The 21596-nt window shown below is 70.2% G+C and carries 13 protein-coding genes; 10 read left to right on the top strand and 3 right to left on the bottom strand.

Annotated elements, in window-relative coordinates:
• Positions 1-190: 190 nt before the first annotated feature.
• Complete coding sequence (locus tag ABTZ17_RS10965) at positions 191-1522, top strand: class I SAM-dependent RNA methyltransferase (protein ID WP_352195246.1); 1332 nt, start codon at positions 191-193, stop codon at positions 1520-1522.
• Positions 1523-2050: 528 nt separating this feature from the next.
• Here ABTZ17_RS10965 and ABTZ17_RS10960 read toward each other — a convergent pair.
• Positions 2051-4180 (bottom strand): UvrD-helicase domain-containing protein, encoded by a 2130-nt coding sequence (locus ABTZ17_RS10960; RefSeq protein WP_352195245.1) that lies wholly within the window; start codon positions 4178-4180, stop codon positions 2051-2053.
• Between the two features lie 102 nt (positions 4181-4282).
• Between ABTZ17_RS10960 and ABTZ17_RS10955 the strand changes: the two genes are divergently transcribed.
• The 5 genes from ABTZ17_RS10955 to ABTZ17_RS10935 all read left to right on the top strand — a co-directional run bounded on the left by ABTZ17_RS10955 (position 4283) and on the right by ABTZ17_RS10935 (position 16244).
• A complete protein-coding gene (locus tag ABTZ17_RS10955) occupies positions 4283-6868 on the top strand; it encodes a GmrSD restriction endonuclease domain-containing protein (protein WP_352195244.1) in 2586 nt (861 codons plus the stop codon).
• Between the two features lie 143 nt (positions 6869-7011).
• On the top strand, positions 7012-7512 hold the full coding sequence (locus ABTZ17_RS10950) for a DUF4365 domain-containing protein (RefSeq protein WP_352195243.1): 501 nt from the start codon (positions 7012-7014) through the stop codon (positions 7510-7512).
• Positions 7509-8660, top strand: coding sequence for a hypothetical protein (locus ABTZ17_RS10945; protein ID WP_352195242.1), 1152 nt, complete (start codon positions 7509-7511; stop codon positions 8658-8660). The genes ABTZ17_RS10950 and ABTZ17_RS10945 overlap by 4 nt, the downstream gene beginning before the upstream one ends.
• A 127-nt stretch (positions 8661-8787) precedes the next feature.
• A complete protein-coding gene (gene drmD / locus ABTZ17_RS10940; RefSeq protein WP_352195241.1) occupies positions 8788-12048 on the top strand; it encodes a DISARM system SNF2-like helicase DrmD in 3261 nt (1086 codons plus the stop codon).
• On the top strand, positions 12045-16244 hold the full coding sequence (locus tag ABTZ17_RS10935) for a DNA methyltransferase (protein ID WP_352195240.1): 4200 nt from the start codon (positions 12045-12047) through the stop codon (positions 16242-16244). Before drmD ends, ABTZ17_RS10935 begins: the two co-directional genes overlap by 4 nt.
• A gap of 28 nt (positions 16245-16272) precedes the next feature.
• Here the strand turns inward: ABTZ17_RS10935 and ABTZ17_RS10930 are convergent, their stop codons facing one another.
• Together ABTZ17_RS10930 and ABTZ17_RS10925 are read right to left on the bottom strand one after the other, a co-directional pair.
• On the bottom strand, positions 16273-16503 hold the full coding sequence (locus ABTZ17_RS10930) for a hypothetical protein (RefSeq protein ID WP_352195239.1): 231 nt from the start codon (positions 16501-16503) through the stop codon (positions 16273-16275).
• 148 nt (positions 16504-16651) lie between these two features.
• Positions 16652-16879, bottom strand: coding sequence for a hypothetical protein (locus tag ABTZ17_RS10925; RefSeq protein ID WP_150259950.1), 228 nt, complete (start codon positions 16877-16879; stop codon positions 16652-16654).
• A gap of 114 nt (positions 16880-16993) precedes the next feature.
• Here ABTZ17_RS10925 and ABTZ17_RS10920 point away from each other — a divergent pair, with 114 nt between their 5' ends.
• From ABTZ17_RS10920 to ABTZ17_RS10905, 4 genes are all read left to right on the top strand, one after another.
• A complete protein-coding gene (locus ABTZ17_RS10920) occupies positions 16994-17845 on the top strand; it encodes a helix-turn-helix domain-containing protein (RefSeq protein WP_352195238.1) in 852 nt (283 codons plus the stop codon).
• On the top strand, positions 17821-18024 hold the full coding sequence (locus ABTZ17_RS10915) for a DUF397 domain-containing protein (RefSeq protein ID WP_352195237.1): 204 nt from the start codon (positions 17821-17823) through the stop codon (positions 18022-18024). The genes ABTZ17_RS10920 and ABTZ17_RS10915 overlap by 25 nt, the downstream gene beginning before the upstream one ends.
• 741 nt (positions 18025-18765) lie before the next feature.
• Complete coding sequence (locus ABTZ17_RS10910; protein ID WP_352195236.1) at positions 18766-19107, top strand: hypothetical protein; 342 nt, start codon at positions 18766-18768, stop codon at positions 19105-19107.
• 156 nt (positions 19108-19263) lie between these two features.
• A complete protein-coding gene (locus ABTZ17_RS10905; RefSeq protein WP_352195235.1) occupies positions 19264-21498 on the top strand; it encodes a hypothetical protein in 2235 nt (744 codons plus the stop codon).
• Positions 21499-21596: the final 98 nt, after the last annotated feature.

The raw sequence follows: 21596 nt of genomic DNA, 5'->3' as shown, positions 1-21596 counted from the left end.
GATCCGGTGGTCGGGGATCCGGTGGTCCGGGAATCTGTTCGCCGGTGACCCGGGAATCCGTTCGCCGGTGACCCGGCCGTCCGTCCGGCCGTCTGTTCCGTCCGTCCGTCCGTCCGTCTGTTCCGTCCGGCTTCGGGCCCGCTCTCCGCGCCCCGTACCACCCTCCCTCACCCTCTGGAGTCCCCCCGCCATGGCCACGCAGAACGAGAAGCAGTCCCTGGTCGGGGAGGAGTACGAGGTCGAGGTCGGCCCCGTTGCCCACGGCGGCCACTGCATCGCCCGCACCGCCGACGGCCGGGTCCTCTTCGTCCGCCACGCCCTCCCCGGCGAGAAGGTCCTCGCCCGCGTCACCGAGGGCGAGAGCGACTCCCGCTTCCTGCGCGCCGACGCCGTCACCGTCATCGACGCCTCCAAGGACCGCGTCGAGGCCCCCTGCCCCTTCGCCGGCCCCGGCCGCTGCGGCGGCTGCGACTGGCAGCACGCCAAGCCCGGCGCCCAGCGCCGCCTCAAGGGCGAGGTCCTCACCGAACAGCTCCGCCGCCTCGCCGGTCTCACCCCCGAGGAAGCCGGCTGGGACGGCACCGTCATCCCCGCCGAGGGCGACAAGCTGCCCGCCGGCCAGGTCCCGCAGTGGCGCACCCGCGTCCAGTACGCCGTGGACGAGGAGGGCCGCGCCGGCCTGCGCCGCCACCGCTCCCACGAGGTCGAGCCCGTGGACCACTGCATGATCGCCTCGCCCGGCGTCACCGAACTCGGCATCGAGAAGCGCGAATGGCCTCAGATGGCCACCGTCGAGGCCATCGCCGCCACCGGCTCCGGCGACCGCCAGGTCGTCCTCACCCCCGGCCCCGGCGGCCGGCTGCCCCTGGTCGAGCTCGACAAGCCCGTCTCCGTCCTGCGCGTGGAGGAGAAGGACGGCGGCGTGCACCGCGTCCACGGCCGCCCCTTCGTCCGCGAGCGCGCCGACGGCCGGACCTACCGCGTCGGCATGGGCGGCTTCTGGCAGGTCCACCCCCAGGCCGCCGACACCCTGATCCGCGCCGTCATGCAGGGCCTCATGCCCCGCAAGGGCGAGATGGCCCTCGACCTCTACTGCGGCGTCGGCATCTTCGCCGGGGCCCTCGCCGAGCGCCTCGGCGAGACGGGCGCCGTCCTCGGCATCGAGGCCGGCAAGCGCGCCGTCGAGGACGCCCGCCACAACCTCGCCGACTTCCCGCGCGTCCGCATCGAACAGGGCAAGGTCGAGCAGATCCTGCCGCGGACCCGCATCACCGAATGCGACCTGATCGTCCTGGACCCGCCCCGCGCCGGCGCCGGCAAGCAGACCGTCCGCCACCTCGCCGGCCTCGGCGCCCGCCGCATCGCCTACGTGGCCTGCGACCCGGCCGCCCTCGCCCGCGACCTCGCCTACTTCCGCGAAGCCGGCTACAAGCCCCGCACCCTCCGCGCCTTCGACCTCTTCCCGATGACGCACCACGTGGAGTGCGTGGCGATCCTGGAACCGATCCGCGACGAGGCCTGACCTGGGGTTTGCTGGTACGGAGCCCTGAGCGGCGAGGGCTGCGCGAAAGCCCGCTCGGCAATGCCACCCCGAGCGATCCCGCGACCACCTCGTCGTCCTCGTCGGCCAGGAGGTGGCCGGCCGGGGTCCGCTCGGCGGCCGGCAGCCTCGAGCCGCAGGCGAGGCCGATGCAATGCAGCCCTGGCCGCCCGACGGTAGTCTCGCCGGGCGGCGCAATCGGTGACTCCTCGGACACCGTCCAGGGGCATCAGGAAGCCGTCCGCTTCACGGACCGCCCCCTTCGCGACGAGCTCGTCCACGTCGCTCGTGAGCGCATCCCTGATATCAGGGCCCAGCCTTGTCCAAGCGAAGAAGCGTGCGACCTCGCGGAGCAGCTCCTCCCGGTGGACGCCCGGGCCTTGCTCGACCACGTGCCGCACGACGAGCCACCGCTCGACCGACGGACCTGCCCGACCTTGCGGGCCACAGTCGGCGGACGCCGCCGTCAACGACGCGGTTTTCATGCCCGGGCGCACACCGGGGGCCGCATCAGGAGGCGAGGAACGGGCTCGGTGCGCCGTGCCAGGAGACCCGCAGGACCTCACGTGCGCGAGTGCAGGCGACGAAGAGGAGGCTCAATTCGCCAAGCATGTCTTCCCGGTGCTGCTGAGCGTCCACTTCTGCGGGGGTCAGGGCTGAGGTCAGAGGGACGACGCTGTCGCTTACGCCGGCGACAGCGACGAATCGGAACTCCAGGCCCTTCATGCGGTGCATGGTTCCGATGGAGACGCCGTCGCCGGCCGCCTGAGCCGTGCCGAGGAGGCGAACGGGCAGATCTGCCTGTTCGAGGGCGTGTGCGATTTCCTTGCCCAGCTGGAGGTAGCGAACGGCCACCCCGATCTCGCTCGGTACCACCCCGCCGTCCACCCACTGGGCGATGTGCTTCACGAGGTCCGCGATCTCTTCGGCCCTGTCGGCAGACTCCTTCAACTCGGGTTCCCCACCGGTCAGTACAGACCGGTACCCGGCCAGGGTCTCCGTTCCGCCGTCCATGTCGTCCAGGCTCTGCCCGCTGAGCAGGGAGGCCGACCACTGCAGGATCTCGTGAGTGGTCCGGTAGTTGATGCGCAGCCGGTGGGACCTGCCTGTCACGTTCACACCGAGGCTCCGCAGGGACACCTTGTTGGCGTAGATGCGCTGGTGGGTGTCTCCGGCGATGAACAGGTCGTCGGGTCCGGGCGCGACCGCTGCCCGCAGCAGGCGCCACTGCGCCGGATGGAGGTCCTGGGCCTCGTCGATCACCACATGGCGGAACGGGCGGTCGGTGCGCGGCTCCAGCAGCCGTGCGGCCTCGGCGCACACCTGGAGGAAGGTCCACTCCCCGGCCTGGCGCAGTTCCCGTGTGAACGCCTCGACGGCGCGCCAGACCTGGGCGCGCCGCAGCGGACTCAGCGCGGTGCCCCGGCCGCTGCGCGATGCCTTGAGATACGCCTCGGGCGAGCGCAGGTCCTGGGCCAGGACGACCTGTCGCCACTCCTGGTCGAGGAAGGCGTCGCTGTAGTCGAGCCCGAGTCGGCGGGCGAGTCCGTTCCAGCGGGAGTTGATTTCCTTCTGGCTGGTCAAAATGGTCAACGGGCTGCCCCGGTCCTCGCGTACGAGCTGATTCGCGAGGGCATCGACATTGACGACGCGGATCTTCGCGCGCAGCGCCTCGTCCGGAATGAGCAGTTCGAGTCCGTGGTGCAGATCGGCTGCGAGGTTCCTGGTGAAGGTCGTCAGCAGCACCGATTCGTCGGGCGCATCGGCCGGCAACTGCCGGGCCAGGTGGAGAGCGCGGTGCAGGGCGACCACGGTCTTGCCGGTGCCGGGACCTCCTGTCACCCGGGCGGGCCCGTTGTAGGAGGGGTGGTACGCGATGCGCCGCTGACTGGGGTGCAGGAAGATCCGCCACGCGTCGAACGGCCGGGTCAGTACGTCCAGCAGTTCCTCGGGGCCGGACAGCACGGCGATGCGCCCCTGCGAGCGGGCCATGGCGGCGGCGAGTTCGTCCTCGGCGGGCGCATGCAGTGCTTCGGCGGCGGCGCGCTCGGCGTGCACGGCGACGACCTCGCGCCAGACGTCCTCCGGGGTCAGCCCCGCGGCCAGACCGGCGAGCACGTCGTACTGCTGCTCGGGAAGGATCTTGCGGAGCGCGTCGAGATGAGCCTCGGTGCTGAGGTTGCGCACGAGCGGGAGCAGGTCGGGGTCGATGCCGAGGCGCGTGAGTTCCTTGTCCGCGACGTCGGTGAAGAGCCGGCTTTCCACTGCGGTCGGCGCATGGTGCACGTCGGCGGCGGCTCGCTCCAGGGCGATGTCGTCCCGGAGTTCGATGCCCTGGGTGGCGGAGTTCACCGTCGCCCGGTGGCTCAGGGCCCAGGCGATGGCGTCGTCGTGCGCCATGACCTTCAGGAGGAGGAAGCTGTCTCCGGAGTCCGGGGCGAGGACGACACCGCGCATGAACTTGCTGATGCGGATGGTGCGGATCCGGGAGTCCCGGGGGTTCTCCAGTTTTTCCAGGTGGAGCCCGGCATGGCGGTGCTCGCGGAACTTGTCGAAGACCTCGTGGACCCGCTTCTGGATAGGCTTCTCCAGCTTGGCGAATTCCAGGAGGAAGTCCTTGTGGATTCCCAGTGTCGCCATGTGTGCCCCCGGGCCGTGCGTGATCCGACGTTTCGGCTGATCACCGTACGGTATGGGGCGACAATGGCAAGCCGGCGCCGGGGATTTGGGGAGAGGACGCGCGTGCACGCTCAGGAGACCACGTTCAGCAAGCTGGTGCAGGGGGAGCAGCAGTTCCAGGTACCGCTCTACCAGCGCACCTACAGTTGGCAGCGCGACGAGCTGCGGCAGCTGTGGGACGACGTGCAGGAGCTGGTCGAGGACCGTCAGGAGGGGCGGCCCGGCTCGGGGCACTTCCTCGGCTCGGTCGTGCTGGCGCCCGAGCGGGTCGCCGCGGGCGGGATGCAGCGCTGGCTCGTCGTCGACGGCCAGCAGCGGATGACCACCCTGATGCTCGCGTTCACGGCGCTGCGGGACCACCACCGGGACCGGGGCTCGGCGAAGAAGGCCGCCCGGATCAACGACCTCATCCTGGTCAACACGTACCAGGACGGCCACGACAGCTACCGGCTGCTGCCGACGCAGGCGGACCGCGAGGCCTACACGGCCTGCGTGGACAGCCTCCCGAAGGCCGGCGGCGCCGGGAACGTGGGCGCCGCCTACCGCTTCTTCGTCGCCGCCCTGGCGGACGGGGCCGAGAGCGGTGGTGAGACCTGGGTGGACGCCGTGGAGTCCGTGCTGGGGGAGTGCCTGTCGATCGTCGCGATCACTGCGGCCGAGGACGACAACGTCTACCGCATCTTCGAGTCCATCAACAACACCGGTGTCGGGCTCAGCCAGAGCGACCTGCTGCGCAACTACCTCTTCATGTGCCTGCCGAGCAGGGGCGAGGACGTCTACCGCAAGCGGTGGCTCCCCATGCAGGAGCTGCTCGGCCCCGCCCATCTGGAGCTGCTGGTCTGGCTGGACCTCGTCGTCGGAGGGAACAGCCGGGCCAGGCAGAGCGAGATCTACCGGGACCAGAAGAAGCGTCTGGAGCCGCTGAGCGGGGACGAGGCCGCGCTGGAGGCCGAGATCGCCCGGTTCTCCCTGCGCGCCGACCGCCTCATGCGGATCCTGGAGCCCGCGAGGGAAGCCGACCCCGGGCTGCGGGTGGTACTGGAGCGCCTGTCGCAGTGGGGCGGCCAGACCCACTACCCGCTGGCCCTGCACCTCCTCGACCTCGTGGACGAGGACAGGACCACGGCCTCGGAGGCTGCGGAGGCGCTCGGGTTCGCGGAGAGCTACATGGTGCGGCGCCTGTTCGCGGGCCTGTCCACGACGGGTAGCAACCGGGTGTTCATGGAACTCCCCAAGGAGCTGGACAAGGACGGCTCCCCGGCCGAGGCGGTGCGCCGGTTCCTTTCACGCCCGCGCACGGGCGCCCGCGTATGGCCCGGCGACGAAGCGGTCCGTGAAGCCGTCCGCACCCGCCCCTTCTACAAGACCGGCCGCAGCAACCAGCGTTTCCAGATCCTGCGCCGGCTGGAGGAGAGCTACGGGTCGAGCGAGCCCGTCGACTACGACAAGGCGCCGCTCACCGTCGAACACGTCCTGCCCCAGAGCCCGGCCCAGCAGTGGTTCGACCTGCTGGCCGAGGAGGCCGAGGACGGCGAGAGCCCCCAGGAGATCCACAACCTGCTCGTCCACACCCTGGGAAACCTCACTCTCTCGGGTGAGAACGCACGCCTTTCCAACCACCCCTTCCACCGGAAGCAGGAACTGCTCGACTCCAGTGCGCTGCGGATGAACCAGCACATTGCCGCACAGGCACGCTGGGGCCGCCGGGAGATCCTCGCCAGGGCCGACGAACTGGCCGACCGGGCCGTGGGGCTGTGGCCCGGACCGCTGGAGGAGGCCGTGCAGGCGGACGACGAGTGGGCGGGCTGGCGGGAGTTGAGGGAGATCCTGCTCGCCGTGCCGGCCGGGACCTGGACATCGTACGGTGAGCTCGCCGCCCTCATCGGCACCAGCGCCATCGCGGTCGGCAACCACATGGCGGCCAGGACCGGACTGCACTGCGCCTACCGCGTGCTGACCGCCGACGGCCGGATCGCGGGCGGGTTCCGGTGGACCGACGACCGGCACTCCGGAGACCCGAAGGACGTCCTGGCAGCCGAGGGCGTGCCCTTCGACGAGAACGACCGCGCCTCGAAGGCCCACCGGCTGAGCAGCGCCGACCTGGCGGTCCTGGTGGGCAGGGAGCTGCCGGAGGAGACCCCGGCGGGGCCGGCCGCACCGCAGGCCGGTGCCGACGAGGCCGGGACCCGCTTCGAGGCCCTGCTGCGCGCCAACCAGACACCGGAGGTCGTCGAAGGCGTCCTGGCGGCACTCCGCTTCTGGGAGGAGCAGGGCGGCCACCACGTCTACGGGAAGGCGAACGAGACCAGTTGCTTCCCGACCGTGGACGCCGGCGGGCCGGGTGCCCCGCGGGCTCTGTGGCCGATCGGCATCTACCCGGTGACGGGGACGGCGGAGGTCGTCTTCCAGTACCTCAAGCGGCGCCCGCCGTTCGACGACGAGCCGCTGCGCCGCGCCCTGATGGAGCGGTTCAACGCCATCGACGGCGTCGACCTCGCCGAGGCGAAGCTCGACCTGCGCCCTTCCTTCCCGCTGGAGGTCTTCGCCGCGCACGCCGAGGAGATCCGGTCCGTACTGGAGTGGTTCATCCACGAAGTCGCCTTGGCGGAAGCACGCCGTCCGATCGACGACGGCCCGGCGGTGTTCTGACCGGTGGCGGCCGGAGTGCCCCACCTGGCCGGATTCCGCCCTTAACGGAAGATCACTGCTCGGGTAGCCTGCCCGGGCAGTGATCGGTGTCACTCCGGACGTGGGTGCGTGGCGGGTGGCCTGCGACCGGAGCACGGGGGCGCATGGAGCACAACAACCACCAGGGCTGGTACGGAGAGACCTTCGTGGCCGCGATCGCCGCGGCGGCCGGATTCCAGGTGGCTGTCCCGTATCCGGACATCGGCAAGGACCTGATCCTGGGCCGGGACCACGAGGAGCCCGAGCTCGATGTCCAGATCGCCCTCCAGGTGAAGACGCACCGGGTGGAGAGCATCCTGGACGGGGTGACCGGGTTCAAGATCACACTGTCGGTGTCGCAGTTCAAGAGGCTTCGCGGCAAGCGGCAGGTGCCCGTCTACCTGGTCGTCGTGCTCGTGCCGAAGGACCCGGCGGACTACATCCGCACGGACGAGGACGCCCTCGTGCTGCGCCGCTGCGCGTACTGGGTCTCGCTCGAGCATCACGTCCCCGCACAAGCCGGCCGGGAGAGCGTCACTGTCACTGTTCCGCGCGACAATCTGCTCACGGTCGACGCTCTGCACGAGTTCTTCGCCCGGGCGTGTGAGGAGGTGCCCGCACCATGACCACGATCGGCGTACCCGAGGACGAGCTGGAGCGGCTGCGACCGCATGACGTCGCGCACTACCTCCGCAGCAGGGGCTGGCAGGAAGCCGGCCGAGTCCGCTACAGCCGCCGCTGGGAGAGGGACTGGGCCGGCCGGGCGCGGCGACTGCTTCTCCCCATGGACACCGACCTCGCGGACTTCGCGGACCGCATGGCGGATCTGGTCGGAGCATTGGCCGAGCTGGAGGCCCGACCGCCGACCGCCGTTCTCCAAGACCTGCGGGCGACCGGTCTCGACGTGCAGTACATCAGGACCATGCCGAGCACACCGTCCGGCACGATCCCCGTACCGGCGGGAGTGCTCGCCGTGACCAGCGCCAGGGACCTGCTGATGGCGGCGGCCTGCCACACCATCGAGCCGCGGCTCGTCCAGCCGCGCCGGAAGCCGCGCGCCGCGCGCGACTTCGTGGACAGCGCCCGATTCGGCCCCACCGTGCCGGGCAGCTACATCCTGAGCGTGCAGGTGCCGCTGCCGGAACGGGACCTGCAGCCGTCACTCTTCGGAGACGACCCGGAACCCTTCGCGCGGAGCGTCTCGCGCAGGATGTACCGGGCCGTGGCGGCGGCCCGCACGGCAGCCGAGGACGCGATGGACGCCGACGACTCGGCCCCCTTCGCGGATGCCATGGGGCAGGGCGTCTCCGCGGACCTGTGCGAGGCGCTCGCGGGCATCGGCGGGCACGACGACCGGGGCGCGGGCACAGCACACGCCTTCTCGATCGACTTCGCCTGGTCGCCGAGATGGCAGGTGCCGCCCATGGAATCCGTGGCGCCCTTCTCGCCACGCCTGGTGCACGCCCTGCGCGACGGGGCCCAGGACCTGCGCCGGCAGGAGCCGGAGCCCGGAGTGACGGTCATCGGCCGCTCGACCAAGCTCAAACGTGCCGCGGAGTACGGCCCCGGCGAGGTGACCGTGGAGGCGGTCGTGCTCGGAGTCGAGGGCGAGGTGGGCCCGAAGCGCCAGATCCACGTGAGCTTGGCGGAGGACGAGTACACCCGTGCCACCGATGCCCATGCGCAGGGCCGGACGCTCAAGATCGAGGGCGACCTCGCGCGCCGGGGCACCTACTACGAGCTGACTCGCATCACCGCCTTCGACGTGCTGTGACGGCCCGGCCGCATCCGGTGCACCGAAGTTCGACGAGCGTGGTCTGGCGGGCTTTCGTACGTGTTTGAATGACTGTGATTGACGTGCAAATCGCCCTCACGGGGCGGTATGGAGGGGCGGAGACCCGATGACGACGCCGACCACCGACCTGGCGGGGGTGGCGCAGCGGGCGGTACGCCGCCGCGCCGACGCGCAGGACCACACCGCCGTACCCGAGATCAGCGATCTCGTCGAGGTCCGCGGGCAGCGCTGGGTCGTGGCCGACGTCGATCACGGCACGGGTTCCGCGGCGATCAGCGCGCCCGGCACCCTCGTCACGCTCAACAGCGTCGAGGACGGCCGCTACAACGACACCCTCTCCGTCATCTGGGAGATCGAACCCGGCCGCCGCCGTCTCTTCGCCGGCTCCCTCCCCGAGGTCACTGCTGAGCGCTTCGACCCGCCGGAGCGCCTGGCCGCCTTCCTGGACGCCGTCCGGTGGTCCGCTGTCACCTCGGCCGACGTGCGTACCCTCCAGGCGCCCTTCCGTTCCGGTGTCGCTGTCGAGCCGTACCAGCTCGAACCCGTCTCCCGGGCCGTGGCCGCGCCCCGCGTGAACCTGCTCCTCGCGGACGACGTCGGCCTCGGCAAGACCATCGAGGCGGGCCTGGTCGCACTGGAGCTGATCCTCCGCAACCGCGCCCACAAGATCATGATCGTCTGTCCGGCCGGCCTCACCGTGAAGTGGCGTGACGAGATGGCCGAGAAGTTCGGCCTCGACTTCACGATCATCGACTCCGAGCGGGCCGCCGCGGTCCGGCGCACCCACGGCAGCGCCGCGAACCCCTTCAACATCCACCCGCGGTGCATCGTGAGCCTGCCCTGGCTGCGCGGCCCGAAGGCCCAGCGGCTGCTCGCCGAGGTGCTCCCCGCCCAGGACGCCGAAGCGGTCGTCCCCGGCAAGCGCGCCTTCGACCTGCTCATCCTCGACGAGGCCCACCACGTGGCGCCCTCCGCGCCCAAGCAGTACTACCCCGTCGACTCCCAGCAGACGAAGCTGATCCGCCGGCTCGCCCCGCACTTCGAGCACCGGCTATTCCTGTCGGCGACCCCGCACAACGGCTACCAGCAGTCGTACACGGCCCTCCTGGAGATCATCGACAACCAGCGCTTCGCACGCGGCGTCGAGCCGGACCCGGTGGCCGTCGAGGACACCGTCGTCCGCCGCCTCAAGACCGACATCCGTGATCCGAAGACCGGCAAGCGGCGCTTCCTGGAACGCGCGACCATGTCGCTGCCCGTCGAGTACACCGAGGACGAGCGCCGCATCCACGCCCTGCTCAAGGAGTATGCCCAGCTCCGCCGGGCCAAGCTCGGCACCCGCTTCAAGGGCGGCCGCAAGGCGGCCGACCTGGTCACCCTGCTGCTCAAGAAGCGGCTGTTCTCCTCGCCCGACGCCTTCGCCCGCACCATCGAGGTCTACCTGGAGACCCTGCGGAGCAAGAAGCAGCAGGCGGCCGAGGAGGTCGAGGACTGGCAGGAGACCTTCTTCGACGACTACGCGGACTACGACGACGAGCCCCTCGCCGAGGCCGAGGACGACGCCATCGCCCGCGCCACCACCCTCCAGCCCGGCACCGACGGCGACGAGTCGGCCCTGCTGGAGCAGATGCGCGACTGGGCCCAGCGCCACCAGGCGCAGGCCGACTCCAAGGCCCGCGAACTGATCACCTACCTGAAGGCCAACTGCCTGGCCGAGGGCGGGCATTGGCTCAACGAGCGCGTCGTCGTCTTCACCGAGTACCGCGACACCCAGATCTGGCTCCAGAACCTGCTGCGCGACCACGGACTCGGCGGCGACCGCGTCGCCCTCCTGCACGGCGGTCTGAACGCCGAGGACCGGGAGCAGCTCCGCCTGGCCTTCCAGGCCGAGCCCACCGAGAACCCGGTACGCATCCTGCTGGCCACCGACGCGGCCAGCGAGGGCATCGACCTCCAGCGGCACTGCCACCGGCTGGTCAACTACGACATCCCCTTCAACCCCAACAAGCTCGAACAGCGCATCGGCCGCATCGACCGCTACGGCCAGCTCACCGCCCCCGAGGTCGTGCACTTCGTCGGCAGCGGCTACGAGGAGAGCACCGACACCTACGAGGCCGACCTCGAATTCCTGGCCCGGGTGGCGGTGAAGGTCGCCCGCATGGAAGAGGACCTCGGCAAGGTCAACGCCGTCCTCGCCGACGCCGTGCAGCGCCGGATGACCGGCGACCTCGGCACCGACTTCGACGTGGAGCGCGCCGAGGTCTACGCCAGCCGCAAGGCCAGGAAGGGCGGCGGGAACGTCGCCGCCGAGCGCGACGCCCAGGCCCAGGCCCAGCGCCTGAGCGAGCAGGTCGCGGGCACGGTGGACTCCCTCGGCATCACCCCCGAACGGATCGCCCGCGTGGTCTCCACCGCGCTGCCGCTCGCCCGCCAGCAGGACATCCGGCCCGTCCTCGACGAAAAGGACGGCGCCGACGGCTTCTACGAGGTCCCCACCCTCACCGGTTCCTGGGAGCGGGCCTCCCACGGCCTCGCCGACAAGCTGCGCCCCGAGATCCGGCGCCCGGTCACCTTCGAGGCGGCCAAGCTCAAGGACAGCCATGGCAAGGACCGCGACGACGTCGTCCTCGCCCACCTCGGGCACCCCCTCGTCGCCATGTCCACCCGGCTGCTGCGCGCCGCTGTGTGGAACAAGGACCAGATCGACCTCGCCCGCGTCAGCGCAGTGATCAGCGACCACCCGGAGCTGGAGACGACCCTCGTCGGCGCCTTCGCCCGGTTCGTCCTCGTCGGCGCCGACGGCGTACGCCTGCACGAGGAGATCCTCCAGGCGGGCGGCTGGCTCCGCGAGGCCGAGGATGCGGGCCAGCCCCGCTTCAGCCGCCTGGAGAAGACCACCACGGTCCGCGACATCCTCGACGATGCCTTCGCCGACCACGCCACCCAGGCCGCCCCGGTCCTGCGCGGCAAGCTCGCGGATGCCTGGCCGCACGTGAGCGAGGGTCTTGTCTCGGCCCTGGAATGGCGGGCCCGCAACCGCCAGACCGCGCTGGAGACCCGTCTGGAGACCCGCCGCCGCGTCGAGGCCGAGCGGATCACCGCCCAGATCGACCGCTTCCGCGAGTCCCTGCGCCGGGCCATCGGCAACCCCGCGGAGCAGGAGGAGGAAGGGCAGCTGGAGCTGGCCTTCGACGAGGTCGAACAGCAGCGCCGCGACCGGGAGAACTGGGAACAGCGCCGGGACGCGCTGGAGAGCGAGAAGCAGCGCGAGCTCGCCGCCATCGCCGCCCGGTACGAGCGGCCCAAGGCCCTGCTGTTCCCCGTCGCCGTCGTCTTCGTCGTTCCCCGCCGGGAGGCCGTGAAGTGAGCACCACCCACCGTACGAACACGGGCCGCGGCAAGACCTGGAGCGGAGCCCCCGCCCCCGACGGCCGGCAGGACCACCTGGACTGGCTCAGCCTGGTCGACGTGTCCGGCCCCTTCCTGACCCTGCCCGTCCTGCTCAAGACCTGGCCGCAGCTCGACTCGATCGACAAGCCGCTGCGAGCCCGGCTACGCTACGAGCACGGCGTCTGGCAGTCGGATCCGGCGGCCGGGCAGGGGGCCTGGACGGACTTCGTCCTGAACGAACTCCTGGGCTGGGGCGACGCGCTGCGCGAGGGCACGGAGTTCTCCGAGGCACTCGCCGTGGACGTCCCCGAGCACGAAGAGCGCATCGCCCCCACCTTCGCCCTCCTCGAACCGGGCAGCACCGCCGAGGACCCGGCCGGACTCGTCGCCGACTGCGCCATCCTCGGCATGACCGTCCCCGCGGGCCGCCACCCGGCCCAGCGCATTCCGGGATCGGCCTGGGCGGCGACCCCGGTCGACCGCATGGCGCACCTGTGCCGCCACCACGGCGTGGAGCTCGGCCTGGTGACGGACGGCCGCTGGTGGACCCTGGTGTGGGCTCCGCGCGGTGGCGTCACGACGTCGGCGCTCTTCGACACGGTCGCCTGGACCGAGCCGGTCGAACGGGTCGTCGTACGCGCCTTCCTTTCGCTGCTGAGCCGGCGCCGCTTCTTCGCCGTCGAGGACGCGGAGATGCTGCTGCCGCTGCTGAAGGAGTCCCTGGACAGCCAGGAGGACGTCACCGACGCCCTTGGCGTGCAGGTCCGCCAGGCGGTGGAACTGCTGGTGGAGGCCATCGGCCGCGCCGACGTCACCGAGCGCGCGCGGGGTGGCAAGGGTCTGGCCGACGTACCAGCCCAGGACGTCTACCGGGGCGCCGTCGCCGTCATGATGCGGGTGGTCTTCCTGCTCTTCGCGGAGGAACGCGGGCTGCTGCCGAGCGACAACGAGCTGTACGTCCAGGCGTATTCGGCCGGTCGGCTGTGCCAGGAGCTGGAGGACCGGGCGCGGGAGACCACCGAGGACGACCTGGAACAGACGGGGGTGGGCTGGCACCGGCTCATCGCGCTGTTCAACGCGGTGTACGGGGGAGTGGACCATCCGGCGCTGCGGATGCACGCGTACGACGGCTCGATCTTCGACCCGAACTCCTTCCCGTGGCTGGAGGGTCGCGGCACGGCGGACGGTGACCCGACGGACCCGCTGCCCATCGACGACCGGACCGTCCTGCACATGCTCCAGTCGGTGCAGCACGTCTGGATCGGCACGGGCAAGAAGCGGGAACGGCGCCGGCTGACCTTCCGCACGCTGGACGTCGAGCAGATCGGCTACGTGTACGAGGGCCTCCTCTCGTACCGGGGCCGCCGCGCCGAGGACACCATCGTCGGACTCGTTGGCAAGGCGGGCATGGAGGCGGAGGTACTGCTGACCCGGCTGGAGGCGCTGGCCCGTACGGAGGGCGAGCGGCTGGGGGCGGCTCTGGCCGAGGAGTACAACAAGGCGACGGGGCTGGGCAGCCCGGCCAAGGTGACGAAGCTGCTGGAGCCGCTGTCGGATGTGGACCGGGCGGCGGCGCGGAGCAAGCTGCTGGCCGCGACGGGCAGCGACGCCGAACTGACGGAGCGGCTGCTGCCGTTCTACCGACTTATCCGGCGCGACCTGCGGGACTTGCCGGTGGTGATCGGCGCGGGCGGGCTGTACGTGACGGAGTCCTCGCTCCGGAAGAACACCGGTACGCACTACACCCCGAAGTCCCTTGCGCAGCAGGTCGCGGACGGCGCGCTGGAGCCGCTGGTCTACGAGTACGGCCCGCTTCAGACGGCGGACCGGACCCAGTGGCGGCCCAAGTCCTCGACGGACATTCTGAAGCTGAAGGTCGCGGACATCGCGATGGGCTCGGCGGCGTTCCTGGTGGCGGCCTGCCGCTACCTGGCGGGCGCGCTGGTGGAGGCGTGGAGCCGCGAGGGCGATGCGCGGGCCCTGGCCTACCTGGAGGCGGCGGACTCGTTGTCCGCGTCGGCGGTGGAGGCCGAGGCCGAGCCGGTGATGGTGGAGGCGCGTCGGCAGATCATCGAGCACTGCCTGTACGGCGTGGACATCAACCCGATGGCCGTGGAGATGGCGAAGCTGTCCCTGTGGCTGGTGTCGATGGACCGGGACCGTCCGTTCACGTTCCTGGACGACAGGCTTGTGGCGGGCGACTCCCTGCTGGGCATCACGTCGGTTGAGCAGCTGGAGGCCATGCACCTGGATCCGGTGCGGGGTCGGCGCATTCACGGCGACGGCATCGACTTCACGGGTGGTGTGCGGCGGGTCATCGCGGAGGTAGCGGAGGAGCGCCGCAAGCTGTCCGGCATCCCGGGCACGGGCTTGGAAGAGCTGGAGCGGAAGCGCGCCATGCTTGCGTCGGTGCGGGAGAAGACCCGCCAGGCGAGCGTCTTCGCGGATTTGGTGGTGGGCGCGGCGCTGGCTGGCGCGGGCCGGGCGGAGAAGGACCAGGACCAGCTGTCGTTCGCGGCGGTGACGGCGGCGCACGCGGTGTCCGACGTAGTAGATGACGAGGAGTTGGCGGCTGCCGAGCTCCGGCGCGCGGAAACGCTGGCGCGGGGGTGGCTGGCCACCGGCAAGCCGGCGGCCGCATTTGAGCGCGAGCCGGTGCATTTGCCGCTGGTGTTCCCGGAGGTCTGGGAAGAGCGGGGTGGGTTCGACGCCGTGGTGGGCAATCCGCCGTTCTTGGGCGGAACGATGATTAGTGGCGCCTCCGGCTCGGTCTATCAAAAATTCATCGGACAATATGTGGCACGGCGTGTTGCCAACCGGTGCGACCTGGTCGGCTATTTTGTATTGAGGGCTCATGAAATCGGTAATGCTGAGTGTCGAATCGGTTTCGTGGCAACAAACTCACTCTCACAAGGGGATACTCGCGAAGTAGCGCTGGATCAGCTCCTTGAGCGAGGGGTGGAGATTCAGCACGCAGTGAGCGGAGAGCCGTGGCCCTCCCGTTCCGCAGCGCTCGTGTATTGCGTGGTCTGGCTGTCTGTTGCGTCAGTAGGACCCGATGCCCGCAGGACGTTGGACGGTAAGCCTGTCCGCGGCATTGCCTCCACTCTTGATGAAGCGTCACGTATTCAAGGTGGAGCTGGTCAGCTGATCGGGAACTCGAAGATCTGCTACGAGGGAGTGAAGCTTGCCGGAACCGGGTTCATCCTAACAAAAAGCGAAGCTGACGAAATGATCCGCATGGACGGGCGGAATCGGGATGTCGTACTACCCTATCTGGCTGGCGAAGACCTCAACGGGAAGCCTGACCTATCGAGTGAGCGTTGGGTAATCGATTTCCGTGAGCGATCCGAAGAGGATGCGCGGTCATATCTGGCCCCCTTTGCTCATGTTCTTAAGTATGTCCGCCCCGATCGCGAGAAGCGGAACGATCTCACAGGGCGGAAATTTTGGTGGCGTTTTCTGCGATCGAGGCCAGCCCTCTTTGAGGCAATCTCCGGCCTTGATCGGATAATTATCATTACGAGGCATAGTAAGTCGGTGATGCCGGCCAGGGTTGCAACCGGTCAGGTTCCCAGTGAGGCGACCGTCATTTTTGCTTCTGATGACGCGGCCATGCTGGCCTGGCTCAGTAGTGCCCAGCACTACTGGTGGGCGACGACCTGGGCATCGACGATGAAGGGTGACCTGCGCTATACGCCCTCAGATATTTTGGAGACTCTGCCGCGTCCTGAAATGACGGATGACCTCCGCGGGCTTGGCAACCACCTCGATTCCTACAGAGGTGAACGCATGTTGACCCGCGGGATTGGCCTGACAGCAACATACAACCTCGTCCACGATGAGAAGTGTGCGGAGGAGGACATCGTTGAACTCCGCGAGATTCATCGCGCCATCGATGATGAGGTTGCCCGTGCCTACGGTTGGGACGATCTCCTGAGCCAGCCCGGCGCGCTCGACCACGGGTTCCATGACACCCGGCAGGGGCCCCGCTACACCGTCGGGCCGGTCGTGCGGCAGGAGATTCTTGATCGGCTGCTCGAAGAGAACCAGCGGCGCTACGCGGCCGAAGTCGCCGCTGGTCTGCACGACAAGAAGAGCGCCAAGAAGAAGGCGGCCCCTGCTCAGCGGAAGTCGAAGCCTCCGGAAGAGGAGCCGCCGAGCCTGTTCTGAGAACGGCGGCGGGGGAGCGGTGGGTCGGTCAGCGCCAGTGGCGTGCCGGTCCCCCGTCGGCGTTCCGGTCGCGGGCCACCTTGACCGCGACCCACGGGCCCAGAACGAAGACGTTCCCGTCCTCGAACTCCAACCGTTTCCGCCGCCCCCGCAACTCCCGTACATCCCGCACCCGGTGCGGGATACCGCCCACGGTGATCACATCGCCTCGGCGCACCCCGTCGGGCATGACCTCCAGGGTCTGCATCACGCGCTGCATGTCCGGACCTCCTAACGCCGAGGCGCAAGGCTTCGCTTGTTGGCCTCACGGACCTTGGCCAGGAGCGCCTCATGGCAGGCGACACCAACAGCCGCGATTTCGGACGAGTCGGTCTGCTCCTCCGGCTCGGGCGCCGCTGACTCCTCGGTCACTGGACGCTCTTCCTCAGAGCCGCCGCCAACTTCCACGCCACATCAGCCCGGCAGCACCCGAGTTCCACCAGAGGCGACAGGTAGTCGCTCGTCAGGGACACCAGATCGACCCCGAGCGACGGCAGTACCACGTCCACCCCCGCCAGCGCCTCGCGCAACTCGTCCCGTGCCGCCTCCGCCTCCCGCGTCTTCTCCGCCGAGCGCCCGCTCTTGCCCGCGTCCATGTCTGCTTGCCTCCTTGCCGATCACTGTCTTTCAGCGATGAGCATGGAGGCGTAGCGCTACGCTCACCAGGGGTAACGGTTTTCGGAGCAACGGAACGAAAACGGGAGTCGCCAGTGCCCGCACCAAAGGAACTCGACCCGAGCGCCTCCCTCGCCGCGCTCTACGGTGCGAAGCTGCGCAAGCTCCGCATCCGCGCCGGCCTCACGCAGCGACAGTTGGGCGACAAGATCCCGATCGCTCACAGTCGGATCGCCCAGTTCGAGCTGGGCAACGAGGTGCCTCCGGAGGACGTCAACCGCCGCCTGGATGAGTTGCTTGCCGCAGATGGCGACCTCGTCGACTTGTGGAGTCACGTCAAGCCGATGCCGCATCCGCAGTATGCGCGCAGATTCATGGACCTTGAGCCCAAGGCCGTCAAGATGCTGAAGTTCCTGTCGCAGGTCGTGCCGGGTCTGTTGCAGACGGAGGCGTACGCGCGGGCACAGATGCGCATCGGTGATCCCCGCGAGTCCGACGTGCGGATTGAAGAGCGAGTGCACGCGCGGCTGGCGCGGCAGTCGGTCCTCCACGGCGACAGCCCGCCGTTGCTCTGGTGCATCCTGGACGAAGCGGTTCTACGGCGGCCGATTGGGGGCCCGCTGGTGATGGCCGAGCAGCTGGACCGCCTGGTCGCCTGGGCCCAGACGCCGCATGTGGTCTTGCAGGTTCTGCCGTTCGCCGCAGCAGGTAGCCACCCCATGCTGTCGGGGTCGCTGACGATCATGAGCTTCAGGCGCGGACCGGATGTGGTCTACATCGAGGGCGTCCGCAGTGGAGAACTCCTGAAGGACGCGGGTGAAGTCGCTGAATATGCCCTTGCCTACGATTTGTTGCAGGCCAGTGCTTTGCCGCCGGACAAGTCACTAGCCGTCGTCCATGACTTCCTGGAGGAGTACCGAGCATGCGCACCACTCGAAGTGAGCTGAGCAAAGCCAGGTGGCGCAAGAGCACGTACAGCAACGAAGAAGGCGGCGACTGCCTGGAGGTTGCTGACCACATCCCCGGCGTCGTCCCCGTCCGGGACAGCAAGATCCCCGCCGGGCCGGTGATCCTCGTCGGGGACGTGGCCTGGAGTGCCTTCGTGCGGCACGTCCGAGAGGCGTAGGGCGGGCTGCTGCCGGGGCGCGGAATCCTGGACCCCGGTGCGGCGCGGCGCCCTTCAAAGGAACGGGAGAGAGCCCACCCAACCAAACCCGGGGCCCAACTCCGCTCGCCACACGATCGGGTGAAGGGCGCGACGCGCACCCTGACCGGTGGGGTACGGTCGGCCGCAGCAACCCCATACACGCAGACGGCCCCCGACAGGATTGCAGTCCTGACGAGGGCCTGACCGATCCGGAAGAGTAGAGCTTCCCGATAGCTGATCCGCAGTCTAACGCGGTCGCGCCCGCGCGCCCCGCGGATCCGATCCCCGCAGCCGCCCCCAGCGCCGGCGTGATCCACTTCCGTCACCGCCACACCGACCGGTTCACGGTCGTCGGCAACCACCTGGCCCAGCACGCGCACCTCTCCGCCGTTGCGATCGGGCTCGCCGTCTACATCCAGTCCGTTCCGGACGGCGTCAGCGTGACCGCCAAGGCCCTCACCCTCCGCTTCCGCGAGGGCGAGATCACCATCCGGCGCGCTCTCAACGAGCTTGAGCAAGCCGGGTATCTGGAGCGGCGGCGGATTCCGCTCGGCGGCGGCCGGTTCGCGACCCGCACCCTTGCGTACGACAAGCCCGGCTGTGCCGTAGTTCCCGAAGCCGCGCCAGTTCCGCAGCCACCCACTGTGCCCTGCACTGACCCCGAGCCCGCCCCGCCCGCCCCCACAGGACCGGCGGCGGGACCTCCTGGCCCGACTGCGGATGGTCGACGCCCGCCTGATCCTCTCGGTGCGGGACGTCCAGCGGCTGAGCCCCGCCGTCGAGGAGTGGCTCGCCCGGCATGCGACCACCGAGCAGATCACCCGCACCCTCACCGCCAACCTGCCTCCCGCACCGATCCCCATCCACCACCCGCCCCGCTTCCTGGAGCACCGGCTCACCACCCTCCTGCCGCCGCCCCTCCCCACCTCTGTGCCCAAGCCGCAGCGTCCACGGCCCGCGCCCCTCATCACGTGCGACGGCTGCGAACGCGCTTTCCGCAGCAACGTTCCTGAGGCCCGGTGCGGGGACTGCGGGCCCACGCCGGACCGGTCCGTCGCGTGAGTACGGGCGCCCGCTCCTGCCGGATCCGGGCTTTGCCCTGGTCAGGACAGGGGAGAACGGTGATCATGAAGTCACTGTCAGTGGGGGCCCGTAACGTCGAGCGAGTCAGTCACCGACCGTGGCCGCCCGCCCCCGTCTCTGGAGTGTCGCCCGACCATGACGTCCCCCGTGCCGTACGCCTCCACCTCCCTCGCCGACCTCCTGCCCGCCGTCCGCTACGCCGATCCGCAACTCCTCGCCGCCCGGCTGGAAGACGTACGGCTTCCGCTCGGCTGGTGGCACGCAACACCGTTGATGGAGATCGAGCGCGTCATCGGCGCCGAGGCGCTCAGCCACCAGGTGGCGCAGGCGCTGCGGTCCCTGTGGCCGCACGTGGAGCTCGGGGACGTGGTTCCCATACTGCGACTGCTCGGGAGCCCGGGAGTCGAGCCGGGCAAGACGGTGGCGCAGGTCGCCCGGGAGGCCGGGCCCGGGGTCGTGGACGGGGACCGGGTGCTCGCGGCGGTGTTCGGCTCGGTCCTCGACCGGCTGCACCAGCGCGGCGTACCTCGGGAGGAGAGCGAGGGAGCACGCGTACGGGACGCCGTGTCCGTGATCGCCCGGTGGCTGCCGGCGGACGCACCGGCCGAGGTGCGTACCGCGCTCGCCGTGCTCCAGGGGTTGGAGGAGCAGCCCGAGGACGAGCCGGTGCCGCAACCGGTGGCGGTGCCGGTGGCGGTCCCCGAGGCCGTCGAGGAGCCGGCCGGGGAGCAGCCCGAGTACGCGGAACTTCCGGCGCCGCGTGAGGCCTTCGACGACCACGAACCGGCCGTGGAGGCCGAGGAGCCGGACGGCGTCGACAATCCGGTTCCGTCGGCCGCCCCCGCGCTGATGGCCGAGCCGTTCGCCGCGGTGACGCGCCTGGTCGGCGGCTGGGACGAGCGCGCGCTCGTGATCGCCGGGCAGCGGATGTTCACCGACGAGCCGGTGAAGCTCCAGGACCTGGGCGAGCGGTTCTCCGTCAGCCGGGAGCGGGTCCGGCAGTTGGAGCGCGCCGTCGCCGACTCGCTCACGCAGTGGATGGTGGCCGACGAGGACGGCCGGGCCTTCGCCGGGCACCTGGCCGCCGTGGCCGAACGGCTCGGCACCGTCGGCCAGGTGGCCGAGGTGCACGCGCTGCACCCGGACCACGCCCGCACCGTGGAGGCGGTGGGCGTGCCGCTCGGGGACATCGTGGCGCGGCTGCTGCCCGGCGGGACGCTCGTCGGGACCTGGATCGTGCAGGGCGACGCCACAGCCCTGCGGGCGGTCATGCAGGAGGACCTGCTCGCCGCCTGCGGGGACATCCCGTTGGCCTGGGACGAGGCGGTCGCCCTCGGGCAGCGGTACGGAGTGCGTGGTGAGGTGCTCGCCGACTGGGCGGCCGACCTCGGACGCTTCCAGGTGCGGGACGGACGGCTGCTGTACTGGGGGCGTTCGCTCAACGACCGCGCCGCCGCCGTGCTCGCCCTGCACGGGGAGCCGATGTCCATGGAGGACATCCACGAACGGCTCGCCGACGGCAGCGCCATCAACAGCATGCGCAACCAGATCTGGACCGACGAGCGCTTCCTCCGCGTCGACCGCAACCTGTACGGACTGCGCGCGTGGGGCGGCGAGGAGTACCTCGGCATCCGGGAGATGATCGCCCGCGAGATCGCCAACTCGGGAGGGGAAGCCGAGGTGAACGCCATCGCCGAGGCCCTCAGCGCCCGCTTCGACGTATCGGCGGCATCGGTCCGCACCAACCTCGGTGGACCCGGCTTCGCCCGCACCCGCCGCGGCTGGGTCCGTGTCGCCGACCAGCCCGGCGAACAGGACGCGCCGTACGTGCCGCGCAACGACGTCGCCGGTACGCGACGCTGCTTCGTCGGAGCCGACGGACGCTGGTGGTACCGGGTGGAACTGACCGCCGACCACCTGCGCGGCTCCGGCTTCCCGGTGCCCGCCGGCTGGGCCGCCCATATCGGCGGAGCCCCGCACCGGGACCCGGTCCCGCTGCGCCACGAGGCGGGGGAGACCTCCCTGACCTGGCGCGCCCAGCCCACCTTCGGCTCGGTGAAGCCGCTGCTGGAGCACATCGGGGCGACCGCGGGCGACCAGGTCTTCCTCAACGTGACCGACGGCCACCTCAGCGCGCTGAGGCTGCCCACCCCGGCGGACGGACCCGGTCCCGACGGCGGCGCCGCCCGGCTCACCGGCTGGACGGCCGCGGTGACCCCGGCGGAGGCGGTGGAGGTGATCGCGCGGCGGATCGGCATGGAGCCCGGCCAGGAAGGCAGTGCGCTGCTGGAGCGGCTGGCCGAGCGCGGGGACAAGGACATCGCCGAACTGCTCGAACGGGCCTTGTCAGGGGCGGTACCGGCCTTCTGATGCCGGCGGTGCTCGATAGCATCGCAACCGTGACCGGCTGGCACGGTCCGGGCGGCGTCGGCCGCGCTGTGGGGAGGGGCCCGCGAGGGCACCGCGCG

It is taken from the genome of Streptomyces sp. NPDC097619 (assembly GCF_040302735.1).
GTDB lineage: Bacteria > Actinomycetota > Actinomycetes > Streptomycetales > Streptomycetaceae > Streptomyces.
This window is presented reverse-complemented; position numbering and strand designations above follow the sequence as displayed.

What these genes read in the sequence shown, in the direction of transcription:
- ABTZ17_RS10965 (WP_352195246.1), top strand. Translation starts at nt 191, where the DNA reads ATGGCCACGCAGAACGAGAAGCAGTCCCTGGTCGGGGAGGAGTACGAG.
- ABTZ17_RS10960 (WP_352195245.1), bottom strand. Translation starts at nt 4,180, where the DNA reads ATGGCGACACTGGGAATCCACAAGGACTTCCTCCTGGAATTCGCCAAG.
- ABTZ17_RS10950 (WP_352195243.1), top strand. Translation starts at nt 7,012, where the DNA reads ATGGAGCACAACAACCACCAGGGCTGGTACGGAGAGACCTTCGTGGCC.
- ABTZ17_RS10945 (WP_352195242.1), top strand. Translation starts at nt 7,509, where the DNA reads ATGACCACGATCGGCGTACCCGAGGACGAGCTGGAGCGGCTGCGACCG.
- drmD (WP_352195241.1), top strand. Translation starts at nt 8,788, where the DNA reads ATGACGACGCCGACCACCGACCTGGCGGGGGTGGCGCAGCGGGCGGTA.
- ABTZ17_RS10930 (WP_352195239.1), bottom strand. Translation starts at nt 16,503, where the DNA reads ATGCAGCGCGTGATGCAGACCCTGGAGGTCATGCCCGACGGGGTGCGC.
- ABTZ17_RS10925 (WP_150259950.1), bottom strand. Translation starts at nt 16,879, where the DNA reads ATGGACGCGGGCAAGAGCGGGCGCTCGGCGGAGAAGACGCGGGAGGCG.
- ABTZ17_RS10915 (WP_352195237.1), top strand. Translation starts at nt 17,821, where the DNA reads ATGCGCACCACTCGAAGTGAGCTGAGCAAAGCCAGGTGGCGCAAGAGC.
- ABTZ17_RS10910 (WP_352195236.1), top strand. Translation starts at nt 18,766, where the DNA reads ATGGTCGACGCCCGCCTGATCCTCTCGGTGCGGGACGTCCAGCGGCTG.
- ABTZ17_RS10905 (WP_352195235.1), top strand. Translation starts at nt 19,264, where the DNA reads ATGACGTCCCCCGTGCCGTACGCCTCCACCTCCCTCGCCGACCTCCTG.